The following is a 22,551-nucleotide window of genomic DNA, read 5'->3' on the forward strand; positions in this document are numbered from 1 at the left end:
ACCTGGAAGTTAAGCCCGACAGCGCCGATGGTACTGCGACCGGGAGGTCGTGGGAGAGTAGGACGCCGCCGGACATTCACACTGTTAAGGGCCACCCCACAAGGGGTGGCCCTTAACATTTGCCCAGGCACCTTCAGCACCCTCACTCATCGAGCAGTTGTTTGCGGTGTGCGGTGTAGGACCACCACGGACGGGCCGGCTTGCCGTCTGCTTGGTCCACTGCGGACATGACGGTGTCGAGCAGGCACGGATCCAGACGCTGGCCGTCGGCCTCGCACATTTCTTCGTAGATCTCGACGGGATCGCGCCCGGCCAGCTCGCTGATCTGGGTGATGCCGGTCCGTTGGAAGTAGCCGGCCACCGCCTTACCGACATTCATGAGGTCGGTGAGATCCGAGCGAGGGCTCGAGGCGGTCCTAGTGCGCTGAGTAGGAGACATACGTCGATCCTGCCTCGCAGTCCCGACACCGTCTTGAACGATTCGGACATTGCCCAACTAGCGGTCCCACGCAGTGCGTAGGGTTCGGGGGTGGCTGTGATGACGTTGACCGTGGGGTTGCCGGGGGCGGGGAAGACTACGTGGGCTCGGCGGCTCGAGGCGGAGCGGGCGGGCGTTCGGCTGACTCCAGATGAGTGGATGGACGCCTTGTTCGGGACGAGTGAGGTCGACGGTCGGCGGTGGGTGTTGGAGTCCGAGATGCTGTGGGGTGTAGCGGCTCGAGTGCTCGAGCTTGGCGTCGACGCGATCCTGGACTACGGATGCTGGTCCGAGGAAGAGCGGGATCTGTTTCGGACCCGGGCCCACGACCTGGGTGCTCGCACCGAGATCGTCGTACTGGATCTGCCGTTCGATGTGTTGTGGCAGCGGATCGACGCGCGGAATGCCGCGTTGCCGAACGGGACGTTCCGGATCACTCGCGAGGAGTTGGATCAGTACAGCGCCTCGTTCGACGTACCGGGGCCGGCTGAGTTGGCGCGGTGGGATCGGGCCGTCGTACTGACGGAGTAGGGCCTACGCCTCGGGGGCGATGCCGACGAGCGCGGCGGCGGCGCAGATGTGCACGGGCGTGAGGTCGGCGGGGGCGACCGGGGCCTGGAGGAGCGTGCCGCGTTCGAACGGCGTGAGGTCGATGTCGATGCCATAGGCACCGGCCACCATGCCGCGGACGTACGTCAGCCACCCCACCATCGGGATCCCGCGGCGGAAGACGCCGGCTGCTGCGGCCAGTTCGGTGTCGGCGATGCTGGCCCATTCGGGTTCCCAGATCGAGACGACGGCACGGAGGACCTGGGCGAAGCGGTCGGATTGAATGAGCGCGTCCTCGTCGCTCCAGTGCAGGGTGAGCTGATCGGAGACGGTCGTGAGCGTGCCGCCCATGGAGAGGTCGAACAACCACGGGAGCTCGCCGGTGCTCTGCAGGTGCAGCCGGGTCGTGCTGGACCCGTTCGCGAGAACCTTGGTGGTTGCCTCGACCATCTCCTGGAGCGGCGTGGAGCCGTCGGCCTCGAGGACGTGGTACCCCCAGCGCTCGTCCTGGGTCCAGACATGTGCGTCGGGAAACGCGACGGCGACTGCGGTCAGGGTGCGGCCGACGCGGAGGGCACGGTGTTCGACGGACTCGTCACGGTGGTTCCACTGGGCGCGGAGAAGCCACGATGCCATTCACGCCCTCCGCTCGTCAGCCGGTCGTCGGACCTGCCCAGCAGACGGTACGCCGGTAGTCGGACGCTTGGCCAGGGTTCCGCCTACTCGGTGTGAGCAGTTGCGGCAGATCCCCAGAGAAGTCACCGACCCAGTTTGCTGCACCGGGTGGTCAGGCCCGACCGCGGGGGTGCGGTTTTGGAAAGTACGCGGCCGAAGTCGGCCGGCAGCGCTCGGTCCAGACCTCCGGTCAGGCGGCAGCGCGTTCGCTGACCGGGCGGCGGCGGAGGTTCGCGCGCTGGATGGCCGGGGGCTGGTAGGCCATATCGAGGGCGCCGACATCGGTCCCGGGCGGGACGATCTCGTCGATCCGGTCGAGGACGTCGTCGGTCAGCGTGACATCGAGGCCGGCGAGGAGGTCGTCGAGGTGCTCCATCGTGCGCGGCCCGATGATCGCCGACGTGACGCCGGGATGCGCGATCGCGAACGCCAAGGCCAGATGGGTGAGCGGCAGCTTGGCGTCCTCGGCGAGCGCGATGAGCTCCTCGACGGCGTCCAGGCGGCGCTCGTCGGTCAGGTGCCGGAAGCCGAACTGCGACCGGTGCGTGCTGTTCTCCTGGTTCTTGCGGTAACGGCCGGTGAGCAGGCCGCCCGCGAGCGGGCTCCAGACCAAAGTGCCCATACCGAACTGCTGCACCACCGGCAGGACCTCACGCTCGATGCCGCGGTTGAGGATCGAGTACGGCGGTTGCTCGGTGCGCAGCCGGGTCAGGCCGCGCCGCTCCGCGACCCAGTGGGACTGGACGATGTCCGAGGCCGGCAGCGATGACGTGCCGATGGCCCGGATCTTGCCGGCCCGCACCAGGTCGGTGAGCGCCGACAGGGTCTCCTCGATGTCGGTCTCCGGGTCGGGCTGGTGAATCTGGAACAGGTCGATGTAGTCGGTGCCCAGCCGCCGCAGCGAGCCGTCCAGGGCGCGGATCAGCCAGCTGCGTGAGGCGCCTGACCGGTTCGGGACGAAGGGAGTGGCGCCGGTGGGGTCGTAGTTCACGGGGAAGCGCGCCTTGGTGGCGAGTACGACGTCGTCGCGGCGCCCCTTGAGCGCCTTCCCGACGATCTCTTCGGACTCGCCGTGGGAGTACATGTCCGCCGTGTCGACGAAGTTGATCCCGGCATCCAGCGCCCGATGGATGATCCGGATCGAGTCGTCGTGGTCGGGGTTGCCGGCGGCACCGAACATCATGGCGCCGAGTGCGAAGGGACTGACCTGGATGCCGGTCCCGCCGAAGGTGCGGTACTGCATAGGGATTCTCCTGAGGTGGTGATCGTGGGATGTGAAGCGCCCGTCGATGCCGTAGGCTAGGCAGAAGCGGAACACTATTCCGGAACTATACGGAATGGCTTTCCGGAAAAGCAAGGGAAGGAGCCAGGTGACCGAGAAGACGGCACCGCGCCGGATGCGGTCCGACGCCCAACGCAACCTCGGTTCGCTGCTCGAAGCAGCGAAAACCGTCTTCGCCGACTCAGGCGTGGACGCGCCCGCGAAGGAGATCGCTGATCGGGCCGGCGTGGGAGTCGGAACGCTGTACCGGCACTATCCGCAGCGCTCGGACCTGGTCAAGGCCGTGTTCCAGCGCGAGGTGGACGCATGTGCCGAAGCGGCGCCGGCGCTGGCCGCCGAGCACGAGCCGGTGGTGTCACTCGCGAAATGGCTCGACCGGTTCACCGAGTTCATCGCCACCAAGCGAGGACTCGCAACAGCGCTTCATTCCGGCGATCCGGCGTTCGACGCGCTGCCCGACTACTTCATGCAGCGACTCGGACCCGCCCTCGGCGGACTGCTCGAGGCAGCGGCTGCCGCCGGCGAGATCCGCCCCGACATCAGCCCAAAGGACCTGCTCTACGCCGTCTCCACGCTGTGCATGCCCTTGACCGACGAGGGACCGGCGTACAGCCAGCGCATGGTCGGGCTCCTGGTCGACGGCCTCCGCTACGGCGCCAACCCAAGCAGGTGACGCCGAGATCGTGAGGCTGAGAGCGTCACGCCTTCAGGAGTTGCTCGCTCAAGTCCCACGGCCTCCGCACCGCGTGCGCAGGGAAGCCGGCGTCACGGGGTCAGGGTCGCGAGCTCGAGGGTGGGGGTTGGACCGCGGTACGACGTCAGCCAGGTGCGAAGGAGCTCGACCCGCGCGGCGTAGTCCTCGTTGCCCTTGACAACAGGCGCCTGGTTGTAGGCCATGGTGTCGGAGCTGCGACGGAGCTTCACGTACAGGCGGGACGACGCCAAGGCATAGCGCTCCATGTCGTCCTGGAGGGCTCCGATGACGGTGATGTTCCGGTCGCGACCGATCTGTTCGAACAGGGCGACGGCCTCACGGCGGTGCTGGGAACCGAGGTTGCGGCCGAGCTCATCGAGGATCAGCAGCAGCGGACGGTCCGAACCACCCGCCAGGGCGGCGGCGCAGACGAGCTTGACCGCCTTCTCGTCCATCTGCGCGGTGTTGCCCTTCACGTTGAACGCGGAGTACGGGCCGCCTTCCGAACGCCGCCACTTGGGCGTGACCGTCCAGCGCCACGGCTTGTCCGGCTCGGCCGGCGGGTCAGGCTCGGGGTACTCGAGCTTCGCGCCGTACCCGCCGTACTGCTGGTCGAGGCGGTCGAACTCCTGTGACACCAGCCGAAGCCGCGCTTTGATGCCGTCGGCAAGGGATGCGCGGTGGGCGCGGGCAGTGCTCTCGGCCTCGCCGAGTCCTTCGCGGGCACGCTCGAGCGCGGCGTTGCGTTCGGCGCGCTGGCTGGCGATCTGCTGTTGCTGCAGGCTGTCGAATGTCTCGTGCTGCGCGAGGTGACTGCTCAGCGTTCGGTGCAGCGCTGGGACCAGCCCCACGCGGGTGCCGAGCGTGCCGTTGGTCCAGCCGTCCGGGCCGTTCAGGATCTCGAAGAGCTCGGTCGGGATCTCCTCCCGGGACCGTGCGTTCGGGAAGCAGCGGCGGATGACATCATCGAGTTGCGTGCAGGCCTGGTGGTTCCAGTCAGCAGTGGTACGACGTTGCGCGTCGTCAGGCAGTCCGAGGATGAATTCCTCCGCCTCCGCTGGCGCCGTGCCCCACGCCGTGGCTCGCGTGGTCAGGTCGAGGGAAGTCTGCTCCTCCAGCAGTGTCAGACGGCGCGCGGCCAGGTCGTCGAGGATCCGCTCGTGGTCGCGGCGGGTCGCTTCGAGGTTCTTCAGCCGTTCGTCGCGGACGAGCTGCTGCCCGGCCGCTGCCTCGGCGGACTCCTTCGCCGCCTGGAGCTGCGGGGCGAGCGAATCACGGTCGTTCTCGTGCCTGTCGATGGAATCGCGCAGCGCGAGGATCTGCTCCTGCACCGACTCCGCATCGGCCAGCGCGCGGGCGGCCGCCGTACGACGCTCTGCCTGCTCGACTCGTGCACGCGCTTGGTCAAGCGCTGCGGACGCAACGCCGCGCGCCTCGACCGCGGCCTCGACCCGGCGGCGGGCAGCCTCGATGCGCGCGGTCCGACCGGTCAGCGGCTCGTCGAACTGGCCGACCGCCACGACGCCGGCGACGTCATCGATGTTCTCCTTGGTTGCGCGTTCGCCGAGCACAACGAAGAACTCGTCCAGCTTGAACCGCTTGTCCGCTGACTTCGGCCCGCCGCGCAGACCCTTGCGTCCATCGGGCCGATTCGCCAGCACCAGCAGGAATCCGGCGTACCCGGCCTCCGCGAGAGCAGCCGACGCGACCGCCGCATCACCGGCGTCGATGACGACAGCCTCGCGGTAGGGCGCCAGTCGCGGCTCCCACTCGGCACGCGCGGACGATGACAGCTCGGTGATGTCGGTCAGCGCACCGCACTCGATGCCCGCGTTCTCCAGCACCTGCTGCTGCGTCGCGGACACGGTCTGACCGCTCTCGGCCTCGCGCAGCTCGGCGGCCGCGTAGTCGACCGCGGAACGCGCCGCGTGGTCCCGCCCGATGTGCTCCTCGAGTACGGAGCGCGCCTCGGTCTGCTCGTCGGCCGCAGCGGCGAGGTCACGCCCGTCGGCCGAACGCCCCGCCTCCAGCAGCCGCCGATGCTCCTGGCCGAGTCGCTCGAGCTGCTCGCGCACCGAACGCTGCGCAAGGTCGAGCTCTCGGTCGCGTGCATCGAGCTTGTCCCGCTCCTGGCGCGTGAGTTGGACGTCGCGCAGCAGTACCTCTTCATTGCCGAAGGCATCGATCTCGTGGTCGACCGCCTCGCGCCGCGCCTCCTGCTCCGCAACCCGCTCGTCGAGTACCGCGAGCTCCTGAAGGATCTCGCTGTTGCGCGCGTCGCCGTCGATGAGGTGCCGCGCACACCGCGCTCGCCAGGACTCCTTCGCCGCGGCCAAAGCCTCACGGGCCGCGCCGCGCTGGAGGATGCCGGCCTCGACGGTCGCCATCTCCTGCTCCCACCGCTGCAGGTCAGCCGTCGCCTGCTTGGTTGCCTCGCGCTGGGTGTGTTCGGCCGAGCGATGCGCTTGCTCCTGCTCGAGCTCGTGGTCGAGTCCGGTCAGCGTCGCGATCGCATTGAAGATGCGCGCCGGGCCGAGCTCGTTGAGCGGCTCGGCGAGCAGGTTCGCGGTCGGGCTGGATCGCACCGACGTCGACAGGAACGAGACACAGCGCACCTGACCGCCGTACAGAACCGTGGACAGCTTGTTCGCGTGAAAGTCCGTGCGGCCGTTGGAATGCGGCAGGGCTGCCCACAACGCGTCCGCTCCCGCGGCCCGCTCGGCCTCGGTCGCGCCGTACGGGACGTGCAGGCCGTTCTTCCAGCGCAGATCGATGTACGACGCCTTGCGGTTGATCCGGATCCACACAGTGATCGCGGCCGCCTCGAGCTCGTCGAGATCGGTCAGCTCGGGATCGGAGAAGACGCCGACGATGTACCCGCGGTCGACGTTGGACCAGTTGCCCTCCTGCCCAGCCGCCTCCGCCGTGAACAGCAGCTCGGCCGCTCCGGGCGCGCCGCTGGTCAGCCGCCACTGGTCGTCCGCATGCAGCAGGCTGAGCGCCGCGATCCAGGACGACTTGCCGGCGCCGTTCGAATCGGTCGGCCCCTGTCCGGCAACCGTGACGAGGCCCTGCCCGACCATCGGAATCGGGTGCGTCGACAACCGCGACAGATCCACGACCTGTACGCCGAGCAGCACCTTGGAACCGAGGATGTCGAAGGGACCGTCCTCCACTGCGCTACTCATACCGCTCCTTCTTCCACACTGCTGTCTTGCTGACTGTCAGGGTCGGCGATCGCTGTGCCGTTGCGGGCTCGGATGGCTTCGGCGATCGGGCTGGCCGGTGCCGCGGCGAGGATCAGCTGATCCTGCAGTCGGCGCCGCGCGGCCGGTGTGAGCCGCTGGAGTTGCGGACCGGGAATGTAGCTCGGCCCGCCGGAATGATCGCCGGAGAGCTGGATCAGACCGGCCGCGCGCAGGCGTTGCAGTGCGAGCCGTCGTTCCTCGCCGCTGATCCTGGTGGTCCGCAGTTCGTCGACTGTGGTTGGGCGGGCCGACTTCCAGTTGTCGCCGGTCAGGATCCCTTCGCTACGGGGGATCGCGACAGAGTGGATCAGCACGAGCACTAGGACGGCACGATCCACCACGGACAAGGGCTGCCAGCCCTGCGTGGTCAGCGCTGCGGCGATGTCGTCGGCGTAGCCGGAGGTCCAGTGCGTGCCGTCGACATGGACGAGAGTGCGACCGATGAGCTTCAGCATCTTCTGGACATGTCGGCGAAGCGTGACGTCTCGGAGGCCGGCCAACTGCACCTCTGCTACCGGATGCGCGGCGTACTGCACCGCGCTGAAAGCAGCCAGCACCTCGTCGCGGGACCGGTCGCTCAGATCCTGCAGCAGCGGATCGAACAACACATGCTGCTCACTCATCCGACACCTCCGTACGAGGCGTGTCGGCTGCGGCTGGGAGCGGGTCTTCTGGGGTTGGGGCGACTGCCGGGGTGGTGAGGACCGGAGGGGGTGGGTCGGGGAGGTGGCGGCACAGGTCGCGGAGGGTGGATTGGTCGGTCGGGGTCCAGGTGATGACGCGTGGGCCTAGGCGGACCTCGCCGGCCTTCTCGTTCCACAGCAGCCAGTGCGTGGCGTGCAGACGTCGGAGGCTGCCGATGATCAGGGTGAGATCACTCGACTGCTCAGCCCGGCCCCGCATCCCGGCGTACACGGACCTGATCTGGGCGAGCGTCCCGGTCGAGCCCGGCCAGGCTGGTCCACTGCGGTCGGTCCAGCAGCAGGCGACGCAGATCGCGAGCACCCGCGCAGTCTCGTTCGGCTGCTCGACGGCGACCGGGGGAGTGCCCAGCTCGTCCAACACAGCATGGCCAGCGCCGGACGGCATCGTCGGCACCAGCCACACGCTGGAGCCATCCGGCGAGGCAGCCCGGGTCAGACCGGCCACGGCGGGCGTATCGGGCGGCACCTCCAGCGGCCCGGCGGACTGCACCTTCGCCCACCACAACGCGTTGTACAGCCGCCGCTCGACGGCCTCGGACGGAGTGCTCACCGCGTCACCCGCCGGAACACACCCTCGGTCGCCCAAGGCGTCCCCGCTGCCGGATCGATCCGCATCCCGTCCGACCACACCAGTTCGTAGTCGAGCTCGTCGTGGAGATGCGCCGCCGTCAGCTCAGCCAGCACGCGCCGCGCCGTGATCCAGTCGCCGGCATCGTCCACGACCTCGACGACGTCGACCGACGATCGCCCGGCCAGCACGCGCTCGGCCTCGGCGCGCAGATCCTCCCGATCAGTCGCGGCCGCGGACTCAGGCGCGTCGGCGTCCGCAGTCGGCCGCGGTGGCGCCATGCGCGCAGTCCCGCTCCGCCGTCCCGTCTCGACAGCCTCGACCATGGTCTGCGGCGAGAAGTCCGGCGCGGCCGCATCGAACAGCAACCCGTCCAGCACCCCCGCGAGCACCTCCGGCTCACTGCTTCGCGTGAACGTCAGCCACGTCTCGATCGGCAGCAGTCCGAGTGCACGCGTCGTACCGGCTCTCTCCACCAACCGCCCGGCCGCTAGTTGTACGGCGTCGGCGTACGCGGCCAGCGCCATCCGCAGCGACGTACACGCGCGATGCAGGCTGGGCCAGCGGTCCAGCACGATCCGGTGCACCTTCTCAGCCTGCTCGATGAGGCGTTCGTTTCCCCACGCGAGCTGTGCGTTCTCCCGCAGTTGTGCGGTCGTGCTGGTCGAAACCAGGATCGCGAGCTCGTTGCCGAGCAGCCGGAACACCTTCGTCAGCCGCTCGATCGAGGCTCTGCCTTCGTCCTCGGTCGCACTGGGATCGCTGACGCTGTGCGCCTCGAGCGTGAGCAATTGGTGCAGCTCACCCTGACCGCCCTGCACCGACATCCGGCGGAGGAACATCAGCATCACGTACGGCGCGAACGCGGCCCGGTGACGCAGTTCGTTCGGGCGGTCGACGAGTTTGGTGATCGCGCCGTACTGCCGCAGGACCTCGAAGCGGCGCACGATCACGTCGTGCGGGTACGCCCGGCAGGCGAGCGTCGCCTGCTCGACTGTTAGGCCGTCGCTGCCGGCCTCGGCGAACGCGTCCAGGATCGCTTGGTCGACGTCCAGCAGGTCGGGGTCGACGATCATCGCGCCGGCCTCGCGAGCAAGCACCGCGAACACTTGACGGTAAACCCGCAGTACGGCCGCCTCGGCCTCCGCGTCCAGCAACGTCGCGTCCATCGCCTGCTCCTCCCGTGTGGCTTCGCCCCCGCGAGCGACCGGCAACCAGAGAAAGGACTCTAACCACCCACACCGACAGTCCAAAACCGGGCTGCCTCAGACCTGTGGACAAAGGCAAGACGGCGGTTGGGTGGGGGCACCGACAGTCCAAAACCGGGCTGCTTCAGACCTGTGGACAGGGGCAAAGCAGCGGTTGGGTGGGGGGCACCGACAGTCCAAAACCGGGCTGCCCGGAGCCTGTGGACAAGTCCGTGGGCACTCTGGACAGAGCCTGTGGACGACTGATGCGCGAAAACCGGATGACGGGTGGGAAGGCCGCTGCCTACGATCCTGGCGTGGAGAGAATCCAAAGCATCATTGGTTGACGCGGTCCAGGTAGACCGCGTCCATACCACGGCGCCTTAGGGCGTTCGCCACGCCGGTGCGGAACCCATCACAGGGTCCCCGGCGAGCTTTCTCGTTCTCTCCGTACCGGAGTTACGCACATGACTGTGCCGCACGCGCGTCCGATCGGCGCGCAACACCCCCGTGTCCGCGACCTGCTCACCGTCCGCAAGGACGCCTCACCCGGCCGGATCATGGTCGAAGGCAGCTGGGAACACGACCGCCTACTCAGCACCAACACCACGATCGAGGCCTTCTTCTGGTGCCCCGAGGCCAGTACGCCGTACGCCGTCCGCCGCATCGCCGAGCGCGCCGGCGAGGTGTACCGGATCTCGGAGAAGCTCCACAGCCGGCTGTCCCGCAAGACCCGCTCCGACGGCCTGATCTCGATCGCCCGGCTGCCGGTGTGGAAGCCGCAGTCCTTCCGCTTCACCACCTCCTCTCTCGTCCTTGTCGCAGACGGAGTCGAGTACGCCGGCAACCTCGGCACCCTCATCCGCACCGTGGACGCGGCGAACGCCGACTGTCTGGTCCTCACCAGCAGGCGGGCACGGCCGAGCCACCCGTCCGTGTACTCGGCCAGCCGCGGGACGATCCTGTCGACACCGGTGCTGGAGTTCGACGACATCGCGAGCGCGGCGGCGTGGCTGCGCGGCCACAACTTCCGCGTCCATCTCGCCGACCCAGCCGCCGGCGGGAGCTACCGCGGCGTCGACTACGACGGGCCGACCGCGTTCGTTGTCGGATCGGAGGGCAGCGGGTTGTCGAAGGAGTGGCACACGCAGGGCTTCGGAGCGGTGTCGATCCCGATGCTCGGCAAGGCCGACTCGCTGAACGTCGCGCTGTCCGCGGGCATCCTGCTGTTCGAAGCGCGGGCTCGAAAGGACGGCTGGTGATCGGCCAGGCAGAATTGCACCGCCACCCAACACGAGGAGTGTGAGACGTGCCGTTCGAACCAGGCGAGGTCGTCGCCCCGTCAGATCCGCGCATCGTCCTGGAAGGCCAGTGGGGTCAGCAGCCCGGGGTAGCGATCACCGTCAACTCCGGCTCGCGGATCTCGTTCTCGTTCGCCGGCGAGAGCGTGCAGTTGCTGTTCGACACGGCCGGACTGACCGTCGCACCGCACCTGTGGATCACGATCGACGACGGTGAGCCGGCGCTCCATTTGATCGAGGACCCGGTGATCGAGCTGACCGCACCGACGGGCCGGCATCAGGTCGAGGTCGTGGTCAAGGACGTCAACGAGCACGTCAACAGGTGGAACCCGCCGTTCGAGTGCGCGGTGGTGTTCGCGGGTTTGTTGCTAGATGTGAACTCTAGAGTCCGGCTCAGCGGGCGTCCGGGCGGTCCGCGGATCGAGTTCTACGGCGACTCGATCACGCAGGGAGTGCGGTCGTTGAGTACGCATTCCGAGTCGGAGGGTGCCGACGGTACGACGACATACGCGTATCTCACGGCCCGTGCGTTCGGCGCGACGTCCCACCAGGTCGGGTTCGGGAGCCAGGGGATCATCAAGCCGGGGAACGGCGAGGTGCCGCCGGGGCCGGAGTCGTTCGGCTGGAACTTCGCCGGCTCGCCCGCCGAACGCGTCACCGCGCCGGACGTCGTCGTACTCAACCTCGGCGTGAACGACGAGACCCTGGAGCCGGAGCCGTACGCCGCTTACGTGGCTCGGGTGCGATCGGCGTACCCGGAGACGACGATCGTGTCGCTGACCCCGTTCAACGGCAAGCACGCCGACACGATCGCGGCGGCCGTCAAGTCGCTCGACGACCCGAACGTCGTCTGCATCGATTCGACCGGCTGGATCACCGAGGACGACTGCACCGACCTCGTTCACCCCTCGGTCGCCGGGCACCGCAAGATCGCCGACCATCTCATTCCCGCCCTCGAGACCCACACGTCCCTTCGTCGCAGATGATCACCGCGGACGACCTCGAGTCAGCGGTCGCCGACCTCGTCCAGGCTTTGCGCCCCGCAGTGGACGCGAACTGGAACGCGCCGGCCGGGTCCATCGAGTGGACCTGCCGCGCGACAGCCGAGCATCTCGGGCAGGCGCACTTGCACTGGGCGTCGCAGCTCGCGGTGGGAGCGCGGACGCAGTACGTCCGCTGGTCCGCGCGGGCGCAGGAACTCGCCCCGCCCGCCGGCGTACTCGACTTCGTGGAGGCGGCGGGGAGCATCCTCGCCTTGGTGGTTCGCGCGAGCGCGCCCGACGTGCGTGCGTTTCATCCGTGGGGGATCGGTGATCCGGAGGGCTTCACCGGCATGGCGTGCGTGGAGGTACTTGTGCACGGCCACGACCTCACCACCGGCCTCCGCTGCTCGCTCACCCCGCCGCCTGACCTCTGCGAACGGGTCCTGACTCGGATGTTCCCGCATGAGCCGCGCCCGAGTGCTGATCCCTGGCTCAACCTCCGCTGGCTGACCGGTCGCACGGCGATCCCCGATACCCCGCCGCCCGCGTCCTGGAAATGGCGCCCGACCCCTCTCGCGGAGACCTGGGATCCCAACCCGACACCCGCCCCGATGCCGTTCACCCCACTGCGCCCATCCTGACCTTCGGGCACCATGGCGGTATGGCGGAGAAGTTCACGAGCGTGGACGAGTACATCGCGTCGTTCCCGGCCGATGTCCAGGAGATCTTGCAGGAGGTACGCCGTACCATCCACGCCGTCGTCCCGGACGCGGGCGAGAAGATCAGCTACCAGATCCCGACCATCACCCTCGACGGCAAGTCGCTCGTGTACTTCAGCGGATGGAAAGAGCACATCGCCCTCTACCCCATCCCACCCCTCGACGACGCCCTCTCCGCCGCCATCGCCCCCTACCGCTCCGGCAAAGGCACCCTCAAGTTCCCCCTCAAAGACCCGATCCCCTACAACCTCATAACCCGCCTAACCCAAGCCTTCGTGTCCGCCCGGACCGAGTGACAGTCAGCCGCCGTAGGTGGGCGCCATCGCCTGTGCAAGAGGCAGGAGCTTGGCTGGTGAGATGTCGGGAACTGCGGCGACACTGACGAACGTCTGCTGGCCGATTCGATAGGCCAGGTAGCCGTCGGACTGCTGCCAGCCTTCGGTGCCTACGCTCACGGGATGCACGCCGACGGAGGCCGCTGTGCCCGCGTCGTGCATGTATCTGAAGTTCAGCGCGGGATCGGAGCCGACGCGGCCTGCGCGGCTGTAGACCACGTGGTTGTTGGAACCCCACTGGCAGTAGGCGAAACCAGCGACGAGGTTGTCTCGTCGCACGATGGCCTTGCCGGCGAGCGCCTTCTCGGCAGCCGCTGTCCCGCGCGTGCACTCCGGACGTTCGATCACGGCCTTCGCTGCGGGAAGTCCACCAGCCAAGGTGGTGATGGCCTTTGCAACGGTTCGGAGTTCGTCGATCCCGCCCTGACCGTCGCTGTTCTCCTTCAGCCGGACCAGCCGGTCGTTGCTGCGGACGACGATCCATGGTGCGGCTGCGGCTGGGATCACCGCCCACGACTCCGGCCCGACTCCGCCGTCGACTGGCGCTGTCACGTAGGCGGAGCCGCGGAGCTCCTGTGCCTCGGCCTTGCGGAAGTCGACGTACTCTGCGGCCGTCACCGGTAGGACCGAGAGGGCGACTCGGATCCGGTGGCTGGACCGGGCGGTGTCGATCAGCCAGCAGTTGTCGGACAGCGGGGCGCGGGACCACGGCTCTGAGTCTTCCGCCTTCCAACTGCCAGCCAGCGTCGGCTGGACCCGCTCGCAGAGGTTGCCGGATCGCTCGATCGGGTTGGCGACCTGTTGTTGCGCGTCGGAGGATTTGCAGGCGGGCAGGCTCAGTGCGGTGAGCGCGCAGGCCAGGATGGTGATGGCTCGACGCATGTGTTGCACCCTGCCCAGGAACGTACGTCGGGGTGCAGCCTAGGGCTTTAGTCGGTGAGGAGGTCTTGGGGGTCGGGGGAGGGCGGGCGGGTGAGGGTCCAGTCATTGAAGTGTTGGTCGAAGCGGTACCAGAGGGCGTCGGGGCCGAGGCGGAGTTGGGTCTTGCCGGCGGTGACGCGGTTGGCTTCGATGGTGGCGCCGGGGAGAGCCTGGGCTGCTTCGGCCAGGGCGGCTTCGTCGATGTCGGTTGGGGTTTCGACGGTGGCGGAAAGGCCGCCGGGGCCGCCTTCACGCCAGGCGACGGCCCAGCTGGTGAGTTGACGCGCTGGTACGCCGGCCCGGTGAGCCAGGTCGGCGAGCTCCGGGGTGCCGAGCAGGTGGGAGGCACGGCGAGCCAGATCCTGGTCGGAGGTGAGGCGCAACCCCGCGTCACCGTCACCGGATGCGAACTCCCAGGCTCTGTGCGCCGCATCTGTGGCAAGGGCGATCAGATCACGTATGTCGACACCCGACGAACGAGGTGGATCCAACGCCCGCACTGCAGCCGGCGATCCAGGCGCCCCCATCGGCCGAGGCGGAACCGGCACAGCCACCCCGCCGTACCCACCAGCACCAGACGGAGTGTGACCAGCGGAGTCAGAGGTGACGTCGTCGGCGGACCGGCCAGAGGTATCGGACGAGGCGTTCTCAGGCGCGGCACGGCCAGACACGTCGGCGGCGGCGTTGTCTGCGCCGGCGCGGGTGCCAGAGATGGGGCTAGGTGTGGCAGGGTCGGCGGCGGCGTAGTCGGGAGCCGTGTCCCCAGAGGTGTTGGAGGTGGCGGGGTTGGGGGTCGCGCGGGTGTTGGGGGTTGTGAAGGATTTGGCGAAGGCGGCTATGGCTGGGATGCCTGGGGGTGGGGGAGTTCGGGGTGGGGTGGTGGGGGTCGGGCCGGTTCGGCGGGAGCGGAGGGTGTTGAGGAGTTCGTCTTTGCGGCGGCCTCGGAGAAGCAACAACGCGAAGGGATCGTCGTCCAGCGCGTCGGTGACCAGGTAGCAGACGGCGGCGGAGTGTTTGCACGGTACGGCGAAGTCTGGGCAGCTGCAGTTGGTCAGCACCTCACCTGCACCCGGCAGCAGGTCCAGCCCGGCGGCATGTACATCGTCGACAACCTCGGGCGGGAGTTCGCCGTCGAGCAGCGCCGCCACTCGGCCGATCTGCGATGACACCACCTCGAGTACGGCGTCCCACTCGGCTGAGGTGAATGCGCGGATCCGCACCGTCACCTGGTACGGCGTGACTCGGCTGCCCTGCACAACTGCGTCGACCGAACCCGGCGACACCGTCAGCTCCAGAACACTCCCGCGCCGTGCGTACGAACGCCCCCGCGAGAGCCGGCCTGGATCCAAGCGAGCGCGATGCTCCAACGCCTCCAGCCAGGCCCGCCCCCACCAGGTCGCGCCGAACGGACGCCGGCTCCCCGGACCCTTCGCCGCCGGCAGCCCCGCGTCCTCACCTGAACGCCGCCACCCCTGCCAAGGCACCCGCTCATTCACGAGCCAACTCCAGTCCCGGACGTCCCGGTGCCCGTCGGGTCGGCTCCGGGCTCGGGCCTCCCGCCGGTGGACGGGCCAGCTCCAGGCGCGGGTGTCCTGGTGGTGGACGGGTCGGCTCCGGGCGCGGGCGTCGCGGAGGTCGGCGGACCGCCTGCAGGTCCGGGTGTGCTGCTGGTGGTCGGGGTGGCTGCGGGAGGGGATTTGCCGATGGCGGACGGGTTGTAGGCGCTGGCTGAGCCGGACTTCGCTGGGCCGGTTGAGAGTTCGACTAGTTCGGTTAGGTCTGCGTCGGAGAGCTCGCTTAGCCAGGCTTCGCCTGAGCCGACTACCGCATCCGCGAGATCGCGTTTGGCTGCGATGACTGTGGAGATCCGGTCTTCCAGGGTGTTCTCAGTGACGAGTCGGTGGACCTGCACGGGCCGATCCTGGCCGATGCGGTAGGCGCGGTCTGTCGCCTGGTCCTCGACGGCCGGGTTCCACCAGCGGTCGTAGTGGACGACGTGCGTCGCCTGGGTGAGCGTCAGCCCGACGCCGCCGGCCTTCAGCGACAGCAGGAACACCTGTGCCTCGCCGGCCTGGAACTGCTGGACCATCTGCTCGCGCTTCCGCACCCCGATCCCGCCGTGCAGGAACAGCGTCCGGACGCGGCGCGCCGCCAGATGTGCCTCGATCAGCCGGCACATCTCGACGTACTGGCTGAAGATCAGCACTGATTCGCCTTCGGCCAGGATCACATCGAGCAGTTCGTCGAGCGCGGCGAGCTTGCCTGAACGGCGCTCCAGCGGTCCGGGCTCGTGCAGGAACTGGGCGGGGTGGTTGCAGACCTGCTTCAACTGCGTCAGCAGGCTGAGCACGAGACCGCGTCGCGCGATCCCCTCCGCGGACTCGATCTTGGCGAGCGTCTCCTTCGCGACGGCCTGGTACAGCGTGGCCTGCTCGGTCGTGAGCGGTACGACGACGTCGTGCTCGGTCTTCTGCGGCAACTCCGGCGCGATCCCGGGGTCGCTCTTGCGCCGCCGCAGCAGGAACGGCCGCGTCACTCGGGCGAGCCGCGCGGTCGCTTCCTCGTCGTGATACCGCTCCACCGGTACGGCGACGTCGTGGCGGAACCGGTCGAGCGTGCCGAGCAACCCCGGCGCGGCCCAGTCCAGGATCGACCACAACTCCGACAACCGGTTCTCCACCGGCGTCCCGGTCAACGCGATCCTGGTTGCTGACGGCAACGTTCTGAGCGATCGCGCGGTCCGCGACAGTGGGTTCTTCGCATGCTGCGCCTCGTCCGCGACCGCCAGTCCCCAGAACACCTCACCGAGCACTCGGTGGTCCTGTCGCACCACGCCGTACGTCGTGAGCACCACCTCATCCGGTGCGAGGTCGCTCAGACTCCGTCCAGTGCCGTGATACCGCCGGGTCGTCACGTCCGGTGCGAACCGGGCGAACTCCCGCTCCCACGTCCCGAGCAGCGTCGACGGACAGACCACCAACGTCGGTCCGCGACCACGCCCGAGAAGCTGGAGGTGCAACGCGATCACTTGGATCGTCTTGCCCAACCCCATGTCGTCGGCGAGGCAACCGCCCAGACTGAGATCCGCGAGATGCGCCATCCACGCCACACCGCGCCGCTGGTAGTCGCGCAACGTCGCCTGCAACCCGGCCGGCTCCTCGAACGGCGCAGGCTCCTCGGCCGTCCGCAACCGCGCGAGCATCGAGGCCAGCGACCCGTTCGCGTCGAACGCAACGAGCTCACCGTCCACCTCGATCGTCCCGGTCAGCGCAGCTCCGAGCGCTTCGGCTCCGGTGAGTTTGCGAGTCCCACCACGCCGCAGCTTCTGGACCAGGTCGTGATCGACCCGGACCCACCGCCCACGCATCCGGATCATCGGCCGCTTGGCCTCCGCGAGCGCCGCAACCTCCTGCTCGGTCAGCTCCTGCCCGTCAAGCGTCGGCCGCCATCGGAACGCGACCAGATCGGTCAAGCTGAAGTCGGGCCCGGTCACCGCTCCGGGCGTCGGCGTCGCGACCGTCCCGCGCACAGCCAGCTCGCCTGCGAACAGCTCGGTCGGCCAGAGCACCTCGATCCCAGCGCCCTCCAACGCCGTACTGCCCTCGGTCAACTCCTCCAGCGCCTCGTCGTCGATCCCGACCTCCGCTGGGGCCGCGTCCCGCAACGCAGCACCCAACGGCGGCCAGACCCGAGCACCGCGCCGCAACGCCAGCAGCAGATCGGTCTCCGCACGCTCCCCAAGAGCAGCCAGCACAGCTGCTGGCGCACTCCACACGTCCGACACATCCATCAGCAGGCTCGGATCCACACCACTGCGCAGCTGCAGCACAGCGCGGAACTCCTCGGCCGACTCCGAAGGCGGCTCGATCCGCAGCACCAGACGCGCCCCGGCCTCCTCGCTCAGCGCGGTCTCGTCCAACCAGGACGTCGCTCCGGTCACCTCCACCGGATCAACACCAGCAAAGGCCGCCGCACCAGGACGTACCGCGACCGCCGCGGCCGACGTCCGCACGACGGTGTCCGCCAGCGCGTCCCAGAACGACCGCACCAGCGGCTCCGGATCGACCAACCGCACCGGCCGCGTCCCCTCGATCGGCAACGCATGCCCGTACGGCGGCATCGCGGCACTAAGGTTCCGCAACCAGCCCCGGTCCAGCGGATCCAGCGGCGCCACCCGCCAAGCGCCGTACCCACTCGGGCTTCGATCCGGGACGAGTCGGCCGCGCGCGATCAACCCCATCCCCGCGAACGCCGCAGCCCGCCACGCCTCCCAGCTGACCGAACCCTCGAGCGGCCGACCGATCCACTCGAGCACCTCGCCGATACTCAGCAGGCGAGCCGGCACGGTGGTACGCCGAACCTGGGATCCCTTCGGCAAGACCAGATCCACGGTCCCGTCGGCCGTCTCACCCGTCGCCGAGAGGTCGCCGTACAACGCCAGCCGGCCCGCACGCGGCGGGTCGGCGGGGACGAAGACGGCATCGAACATGCCCTGCACAGTACGCCGGACCACCGACAACTTTCCGCCCGTCGCCGACGGCCTGTGGACAACCTCCGGAGTTGACCTGAACCAACGTTGAGGTTGCAGGCTCGGAGTCATCCAGAGCGAAGGAGTGAGCATGCGTGCAGCAGTGGTGACCGAGTTCGGCGGGCCTGAGGTGATCAGGACCCAGGACTGGCCGGATCCGGTGCCGGCGGCCGGTCAGGTGCTGGTCGAGGTCGAGGTGGCCGACGTGATCTTCGTCGAGACCGCGATCCGGCGTGGCCAGCACAGTCAGTTCTTCGACGTCACCCCGCCGTATGTCCCAGGCGGTTCGCTGGGCGGTCGAGTGCGGGCGGTCGGTCCGGAACTCAGCGAAGACTGGATCGGCAAGACGGTGGTCGGCCGTGCGGTCGGCTTCGGCGCCCACGCCGAGCTTGCGCTCGCAGCCACAGACGGTCTGGTCAAGACGCCTGCCGGACTCAACCTGGAGACCGCGGTCGGAGTCTTCGGCGACGGCTTCACCGCTCTGATGCTGGAGGAGCTCGCACCGCCGATGCAGGGCAAGGAGGTGCTGGTCACCGCATCCGCGGGTGGGATGGGCCTGCTGCTGACCCAACTAGCGCACAAGGCCGGCGCACATGTCGTCGCAGCGGCCCGCGGTCAGGCGAAGCTCGACCTCAGCAAGGCGCAGGGTGCCGACGTGGTGGTCGACTACTCCAAGCCCGGCTGGGACAAGTTGGTCCTCGATGCAACGAACGGCGCGGACATCGTGTTCGAAGGCGCCGGCGGTGAGCTCGGCTCGACCGCCTTCACGGTCGTCAAGGACGGCGGCTGGTTCTCCGCACACGGCGCCCCGAGCGGCGGCTTCGCGACGTACGACGCCGCCGAGGCGGAGCGCCGGGGCATCACGGTGAAGGGGATCGTCGATCTACGTGCCGACTCGACCACGACGACGGTCACCGGTGCAGATGTGCTCGCTCGAGCCGTAGCCGGAGACCTCGTGCCCGTGATCGACCAGGTCTACGACCTCGACCATGTGGCTGACGCCCACACTGCCCTGGAGCAGCGCACGCTCCTGGGCAAGGCCCTGATCCGAGTGGCTCAGTCGCCGACCGGCTGATCGGTGTGGTCGGTCACCGCAGGCGGGTTCGGGCGGGCCGCGACGATCCGGTTGCGCCCATCCCGCTTCGCGGTGAGTAGCGCGTTGTCGGCGGCCAGCACCAGCTGGTCCATCGTGGCGGCCACCTCCGGGTACACCGCTGCGCCGAACGACGCCGGAACTCCGCTGATCACTGCGGTGGTGTCCGTGCTGGTGTCCACTGACACGCTCAGCGTGCTGAGCCGGTCCCGGATCCGCTCGGCCACCTCGAGCACCTCAGTCTCCGTGGCTCCCGGCAGCAGCACAGCCAGCTCGTCTCCGCCGACCCGCGCGACCAGATCACCCTGCCGGACCTCCGCACGTACGCTCTCGCCGACCGCACGCAGCGCCTGATCTCCGGCGGGGTGGCCGTAGGTGTCGTTGATCTCCTTGAACCGGTCCAGGTCCAGCATCAGCAGACCGACCGTACTGCGCATGGTCTCGGCCCGCGCCAGCTCCGTCGGCACCGCGTTGGCCCAGTACGCCGGAGTCGCCAGACCAGTCTTCACGTCCGTCCCAGCAGCGCGCTGGAACTGCGGCAGCAGCAGATCGCGGTGCAGTGCGAGCACCGTCACCATCAAGATCGGCACCACCCATGGGTACGACGCCTGCAGTCCGGCAACTGCCACACCGAGGCCTAGACCGGCCACCACTACGAGCTGATCCGATAGGTCACCCAGCGCGCTACGGGCGGTGGCGTCGGGGGAGGAGAGCAGGATCGCACCGATCACCAGCGCGAAGTTCACCAGCCACCACGTGGTCGCAGCGGCCACCACGACCAGCAGGGTCCACGGACCGGTCGGCACTCGCGGCTCGTTCAGCAGACCGCCGGCGCGGAGCACTGCGGCTGCGGCTCCACTGGCGAGGATGAACGTGCTGGCCGAGAACACCTTGCGGTGCGCGATCGTCCGTCCGTAGACGCGGAGCCACGAGTACCCGTACGACACCACGACGAGGGCGACGACCAGGCTCAGCGGGAGCAGCAACAGGCCGGCGAACACCCACAGGCTCTTCAGGTTGGTGTACGGCGAAGTGTTCGCCGCCATCTCGCGTCGGCGCTCGATTCCGCGGGCAGACTCCAGGTGAAGCACCGAGGCGACCGCCAGTACCGCGAAGGCGACCCACTCGGTCGGCCTGACGCCGGTCCGGGCGCCGGAGACCGTCGAGGCCACAGCCAAGGCGGTGATGACGACTGCAACGGCCTCGACGCCGAGCACGTAGCTCAGTGCCGGGCGCGGCAACGACCAGAGCTTCCATCGGCGGGGTGGCACCCACTTGCTCCGACCGATCAGAATCATGGTGGCCTCACACGGATAGACCTGAACGGTTATTCCTGAATAGTAACTGCCTGTTCACGCGAGGTCATCCCCGACCCGCAGTTATTCCATCTGACGGATGGCGAAGGAAGGACAGCACCATGTCGAAGATCAGCACCGGGAACGAGTGGCTGCACGGCGGCAACGAGTGGTTCACCGGGGGCGGCAACGAGTGGTTCCGCGGGGGGAACGAGTGGCTGCACGGCGGGAACGAATGGTTCACGCAGGGTGGCAACGAGTGGCTGCACCGGCCGGGCGGATCCGGCAACGAATGGTTCACCACCGGCAACGAGTGGTGATTCCCGCGACCTGACCGAAATTTCTTAACCGATATTTTACGGAGCCGGTCCGGAGGTATTTCCCCTGATTCTCCGGCGGCTCATCCGGCACCCATTTCCATGACGCCGGACCGGGAACGGCGGGCGCGTGCCCAGGCGGCGCCCGCCACCGCGGCTGCGACGGCTCCCGCGGTGCCCATGACGCCCAGCGCGACCGACGGTGAGGACTGATCCGCGACCAGTCCCGCGAGCAGGATTCCGATCCCCTGGCTGCTCTTCAGAGCGGTGCTCGCGACGCCGAAGGCCTGACCACGCTGGGCGTCCGGCACCGCTTGGACGAACGCCGCACTGGTCGGCAGATGATAGGCCGACGCCATGCCCGACACCGCCCACAACACGACAGTGGGCAGCAGACCTGGCGCCATGAAGCACGCGATCAGCGGCACACAGGCCAGCACGGCCAGCGGCCCGAGAAGCCGCATGCGTTTGTCCGGCTCCCACAAAGTGATGAGCCACATGCCTGCGACAGCGCCGGCCGGGCTGGCAGCCAGCAGCAGACCGGCTGCCTTCGGCCCACCGCCGATCTCGTTCGCATACGGGACTGCCAGGCCCTCCACTGTCACGTAGAAGCCGGCGATCGTGGCCAGGATGACCAGTGCGCGGAGCTTCGGCGTACGTATGACGAGTGAGAAGCCCGCAGTCATGTCCTTGAAGTAGCTGCCGTGTGACTCGTCTGCAGCACGCGGCGGCGCCGGACGACGTCGTACGCCGACAGTGATGAGTACTGCGGACAGTAAGAAGGTGGCGGAGTCCAGGAGCAGCCCACCGGACGTTCCGACAGCTACGACGATCACACCGCCGGTGCCGAAGCCGAGGACCTGGCTGAACTGGACGACCATGTCGTTGGCGGCCTTGCCCAGCACGTAATGATCGCCCGGCAGTACGGCGGGGAGCGTGGCAGCTCGTGCGGCGTTGAACGGTGACCCGAATGCTTGCAGTCCGAGCAGGAGCAGGATCACCACCAGTAACGGCAACGCCTTCACCGCCATCGCCGCAACCAGGACTGCGCGAGCCAGGTCGGTGACGATCATCACAGTACGGCGGGGATACCGATCGGCGAATCCGGCCAGCAACGGACCGAACAGCAGGTCGGGGATGTAGGTCAGGGCATAGGTGAGTGCGGTCAGCCCGGCGGACTCGGTGCGGTCGAAAACCAGCACAGACAGGGCAACGCGGGCCAGCTGGTCGCCTGCGACGGACAGTACGCCGGCCAGGAACAGGGCCCTGAACTCCGCATGTCCGAACACATCGCGCCAGCGCGCGCGTTCGATCACCCCGCCCTCCATACCTACGACCCTAACCACAATCCGTTGCGTGACACCTGCCGCCTGTAACTGAAAGGGTTTCCCTGCACCGGGTGCGGCCTGGGTCAATGGTTTGATCACGGCGCATCAGTGCCAGATCGTGATCCCGGTGGCGCAGCGTTTGGATGAACGTTCTACTCTGGAGACCTCCGGTACCGGGGTCTGGGCGGGGCGGCCCCGACCCTGGTACCGGAGCTCTTCTTGTGCGGACCCTCTGGGGTCCCGAGTCGCCCGGCGGAAACTGTCGGTGGCGACCGGTAGCGTTCTTCTTGCCAGGGGCGGCTCCAGGACGTGCTTCCTTCTCCTTCACCAGGCCATGTAGCGCGTC

General features: G+C 68.4%; 20 protein-coding genes and 1 rRNA gene. 9 read left to right on the forward strand and 12 right to left on the reverse strand.

Annotated elements, in window-relative coordinates:
- Positions 1 to 74: ribosomal RNA gene (gene rrf, locus E0H73_RS36285) — 5S ribosomal RNA — on the forward strand; the annotation flags it as partial.
- 68 nt (positions 75 to 142) lie between these two features.
- On the opposite strand, the gene E0H73_RS36290 is transcribed toward rrf, so the two are convergent.
- The gene (locus tag E0H73_RS36290; RefSeq protein ID WP_131364211.1) at positions 143 to 439 is read right to left on the reverse strand and encodes a helix-hairpin-helix domain-containing protein; all 297 of its coding nucleotides are present in this window, start codon (positions 437 to 439) and stop codon (positions 143 to 145) included.
- 99 nt (positions 440 to 538) lie between these two features.
- Here E0H73_RS36290 and E0H73_RS36295 point away from each other — a divergent pair, with 99 nt between their 5' ends.
- Positions 539 to 1,009, forward strand: a complete 471-nt coding sequence (locus tag E0H73_RS36295) for a P-loop nucleotide/nucleoside kinase family protein (RefSeq protein ID WP_131364213.1) — start codon at positions 539 to 541, stop codon at positions 1,007 to 1,009.
- 3 nt (positions 1,010 to 1,012) lie between these two features.
- Here E0H73_RS36295 and E0H73_RS36300 read toward each other — a convergent pair whose 3' ends face one another.
- Positions 1,013 to 1,663: a hypothetical protein gene (locus E0H73_RS36300; RefSeq protein ID WP_131364215.1), complete on the reverse strand. Its 651-nt coding sequence runs from the start codon at positions 1,661 to 1,663 to the stop codon at positions 1,013 to 1,015.
- Positions 1,664 to 1,892: 229 nt separating this feature from the next.
- Positions 1,893 to 2,945, reverse strand: coding sequence for an aldo/keto reductase (locus E0H73_RS36305; RefSeq protein WP_131364217.1), 1,053 nt, complete (start codon positions 2,943 to 2,945; stop codon positions 1,893 to 1,895).
- Positions 2,946 to 3,072: 127 nt separating this feature from the next.
- Here E0H73_RS36305 and E0H73_RS36310 point away from each other — a divergent pair, with 127 nt between their 5' ends.
- Positions 3,073 to 3,657: a TetR/AcrR family transcriptional regulator gene (locus E0H73_RS36310; RefSeq protein ID WP_238164498.1), complete on the forward strand. Its 585-nt coding sequence runs from the start codon at positions 3,073 to 3,075 to the stop codon at positions 3,655 to 3,657.
- A 92-nt stretch (positions 3,658 to 3,749) separates the two neighbouring features.
- On the opposite strand, the gene E0H73_RS36315 is transcribed toward E0H73_RS36310, so the two are convergent.
- Genes E0H73_RS36315 through E0H73_RS36330 form a run of 4 tightly spaced genes read right to left on the reverse strand, consistent with a single transcriptional unit; the run spans position 3,750 to position 9,367 of the window.
- On the reverse strand, positions 3,750 to 6,866 hold the full coding sequence (locus E0H73_RS36315; RefSeq protein ID WP_131364219.1) for a coiled-coil domain-containing protein: 3,117 nt from the start codon (positions 6,864 to 6,866) through the stop codon (positions 3,750 to 3,752).
- Positions 6,863 to 7,549 carry a hypothetical protein gene (locus E0H73_RS36320; protein ID WP_238164499.1) on the reverse strand — a complete coding sequence of 229 codons (687 nt, stop codon included), beginning with the start codon at positions 7,547 to 7,549 and terminating at the stop codon, positions 6,863 to 6,865. The genes E0H73_RS36315 and E0H73_RS36320 overlap by 4 nt, the downstream gene beginning before the upstream one ends.
- Complete coding sequence (locus E0H73_RS36325) at positions 7,542 to 8,180, reverse strand: hypothetical protein (RefSeq protein ID WP_202867728.1); 639 nt, start codon at positions 8,178 to 8,180, stop codon at positions 7,542 to 7,544. The genes E0H73_RS36320 and E0H73_RS36325 overlap by 8 nt, the downstream gene beginning before the upstream one ends.
- Positions 8,177 to 9,367, reverse strand: coding sequence for a hypothetical protein (locus E0H73_RS36330; RefSeq protein ID WP_131364221.1), 1,191 nt, complete (start codon positions 9,365 to 9,367; stop codon positions 8,177 to 8,179). Before E0H73_RS36330 ends, E0H73_RS36325 begins: the two co-directional genes overlap by 4 nt.
- Positions 9,368 to 9,852: 485 nt before the next feature.
- On the opposite strand from E0H73_RS36330, the gene E0H73_RS36335 reads away from it, so the two are divergent.
- Genes E0H73_RS36335 through E0H73_RS36350 form a run of 4 tightly spaced genes read left to right on the forward strand, consistent with a single transcriptional unit; the run spans position 9,853 to position 12,684 of the window.
- A complete protein-coding gene (locus tag E0H73_RS36335; protein WP_131364223.1) occupies positions 9,853 to 10,647 on the forward strand; it encodes a TrmH family RNA methyltransferase in 795 nt (264 codons plus the stop codon).
- A 47-nt stretch (positions 10,648 to 10,694) separates the two neighbouring features.
- The gene (locus E0H73_RS36340) at positions 10,695 to 11,672 is read left to right on the forward strand and encodes an SGNH/GDSL hydrolase family protein (protein WP_238164500.1); all 978 of its coding nucleotides are present in this window, start codon (positions 10,695 to 10,697) and stop codon (positions 11,670 to 11,672) included.
- Positions 11,669 to 12,310 (forward strand): maleylpyruvate isomerase N-terminal domain-containing protein, encoded by a 642-nt coding sequence (locus E0H73_RS36345; RefSeq protein ID WP_131364225.1) that lies wholly within the window; start codon positions 11,669 to 11,671, stop codon positions 12,308 to 12,310. The genes E0H73_RS36340 and E0H73_RS36345 overlap by 4 nt, the downstream gene beginning before the upstream one ends.
- A 20-nt stretch (positions 12,311 to 12,330) precedes the next feature.
- Positions 12,331 to 12,684, forward strand: a complete 354-nt coding sequence (locus tag E0H73_RS36350; protein WP_131364227.1) for an iron chaperone — start codon at positions 12,331 to 12,333, stop codon at positions 12,682 to 12,684.
- Positions 12,685 to 12,687: 3 nt separating this feature from the next.
- Here E0H73_RS36350 and E0H73_RS36355 read toward each other — a convergent pair whose 3' ends face one another.
- The 3 genes from E0H73_RS36355 to E0H73_RS36370 are packed head-to-tail and all read right to left on the reverse strand — an operon-like array spanning position 12,688 to position 18,133.
- A complete protein-coding gene (locus E0H73_RS36355; protein ID WP_131364229.1) occupies positions 12,688 to 13,605 on the reverse strand; it encodes a hypothetical protein in 918 nt (305 codons plus the stop codon).
- Positions 13,606 to 13,652: 47 nt separating this feature from the next.
- Positions 13,653 to 15,140, reverse strand: coding sequence for an SWIM zinc finger family protein (locus E0H73_RS47565; RefSeq protein WP_238164501.1), 1,488 nt, complete (start codon positions 15,138 to 15,140; stop codon positions 13,653 to 13,655).
- Positions 15,137 to 18,133: a DEAD/DEAH box helicase gene (locus tag E0H73_RS36370; RefSeq protein WP_238164502.1), complete on the reverse strand. Its 2,997-nt coding sequence runs from the start codon at positions 18,131 to 18,133 to the stop codon at positions 15,137 to 15,139. The genes E0H73_RS47565 and E0H73_RS36370 overlap by 4 nt, the downstream gene beginning before the upstream one ends.
- Positions 18,134 to 18,263: 130 nt before the next feature.
- On the opposite strand from E0H73_RS36370, the gene E0H73_RS36375 reads away from it, so the two are divergent.
- Positions 18,264 to 19,247: a zinc-binding dehydrogenase gene (locus E0H73_RS36375; RefSeq protein ID WP_131364231.1), complete on the forward strand. Its 984-nt coding sequence runs from the start codon at positions 18,264 to 18,266 to the stop codon at positions 19,245 to 19,247.
- Here E0H73_RS36375 and E0H73_RS36380 read toward each other — a convergent pair.
- A complete protein-coding gene (locus E0H73_RS36380) occupies positions 19,229 to 20,563 on the reverse strand; it encodes a GGDEF domain-containing protein (RefSeq protein ID WP_131364233.1) in 1,335 nt (444 codons plus the stop codon). The two genes, E0H73_RS36375 and E0H73_RS36380, sit on opposite strands and share 19 nt — an antisense overlap.
- Positions 20,564 to 20,682: 119 nt before the next feature.
- On the opposite strand from E0H73_RS36380, the gene E0H73_RS36385 reads away from it, so the two are divergent.
- On the forward strand, positions 20,683 to 20,880 hold the full coding sequence (locus E0H73_RS36385) for a DEAD/DEAH box helicase (protein WP_131364235.1): 198 nt from the start codon (positions 20,683 to 20,685) through the stop codon (positions 20,878 to 20,880).
- An 80-nt stretch (positions 20,881 to 20,960) separates the two neighbouring features.
- Here the strand turns inward: E0H73_RS36385 and E0H73_RS36390 are convergent, their stop codons facing one another.
- Complete coding sequence (locus E0H73_RS36390) at positions 20,961 to 22,205, reverse strand: MFS transporter (RefSeq protein WP_131364237.1); 1,245 nt, start codon at positions 22,203 to 22,205, stop codon at positions 20,961 to 20,963.
- Between the last annotated feature and the right edge of the window lie 346 nt (positions 22,206 to 22,551).

It is taken from the genome of Kribbella pittospori, from assembly GCF_004331465.1.
GTDB lineage: Bacteria > Actinomycetota > Actinomycetes > Propionibacteriales > Kribbellaceae > Kribbella > Kribbella pittospori.

Excerpts from the sequence above, each read along its gene's own strand:
- E0H73_RS36290 (WP_131364211.1), bottom strand. The coding sequence starts at position 439 with ATGTCTCCTACTCAGCGCACTAGGACCGCCTCGAGCCCTCGCTCGGAT.
- E0H73_RS36295 (WP_131364213.1), top strand. The coding sequence starts at position 539 with ATGACGTTGACCGTGGGGTTGCCGGGGGCGGGGAAGACTACGTGGGCT.
- E0H73_RS36300 (WP_131364215.1), bottom strand. The coding sequence starts at position 1,663 with ATGGCATCGTGGCTTCTCCGCGCCCAGTGGAACCACCGTGACGAGTCC.
- E0H73_RS36305 (WP_131364217.1), bottom strand. The coding sequence starts at position 2,945 with ATGCAGTACCGCACCTTCGGCGGGACCGGCATCCAGGTCAGTCCCTTC.
- E0H73_RS36315 (WP_131364219.1), bottom strand. The coding sequence starts at position 6,866 with ATGAGTAGCGCAGTGGAGGACGGTCCCTTCGACATCCTCGGTTCCAAG.
- E0H73_RS36320 (WP_238164499.1), bottom strand. The coding sequence starts at position 7,549 with ATGAGTGAGCAGCATGTGTTGTTCGATCCGCTGCTGCAGGATCTGAGC.
- E0H73_RS36330 (WP_131364221.1), bottom strand. The coding sequence starts at position 9,367 with ATGGACGCGACGTTGCTGGACGCGGAGGCCGAGGCGGCCGTACTGCGG.
- E0H73_RS36335 (WP_131364223.1), top strand. The coding sequence starts at position 9,853 with ATGACTGTGCCGCACGCGCGTCCGATCGGCGCGCAACACCCCCGTGTC.
- E0H73_RS36345 (WP_131364225.1), top strand. The coding sequence starts at position 11,669 with ATGATCACCGCGGACGACCTCGAGTCAGCGGTCGCCGACCTCGTCCAG.
- E0H73_RS36350 (WP_131364227.1), top strand. The coding sequence starts at position 12,331 with ATGGCGGAGAAGTTCACGAGCGTGGACGAGTACATCGCGTCGTTCCCG.
- E0H73_RS36355 (WP_131364229.1), bottom strand. The coding sequence starts at position 13,605 with ATGCGTCGAGCCATCACCATCCTGGCCTGCGCGCTCACCGCACTGAGC.
- E0H73_RS36370 (WP_238164502.1), bottom strand. The coding sequence starts at position 18,133 with ATGTTCGATGCCGTCTTCGTCCCCGCCGACCCGCCGCGTGCGGGCCGG.
- E0H73_RS36375 (WP_131364231.1), top strand. The coding sequence starts at position 18,264 with ATGCGTGCAGCAGTGGTGACCGAGTTCGGCGGGCCTGAGGTGATCAGG.
- E0H73_RS36380 (WP_131364233.1), bottom strand. The coding sequence starts at position 20,563 with ATGATTCTGATCGGTCGGAGCAAGTGGGTGCCACCCCGCCGATGGAAG.
- E0H73_RS36385 (WP_131364235.1), top strand. The coding sequence starts at position 20,683 with ATGTCGAAGATCAGCACCGGGAACGAGTGGCTGCACGGCGGCAACGAG.
- E0H73_RS36390 (WP_131364237.1), bottom strand. The coding sequence starts at position 22,205 with ATGGAGGGCGGGGTGATCGAACGCGCGCGCTGGCGCGATGTGTTCGGA.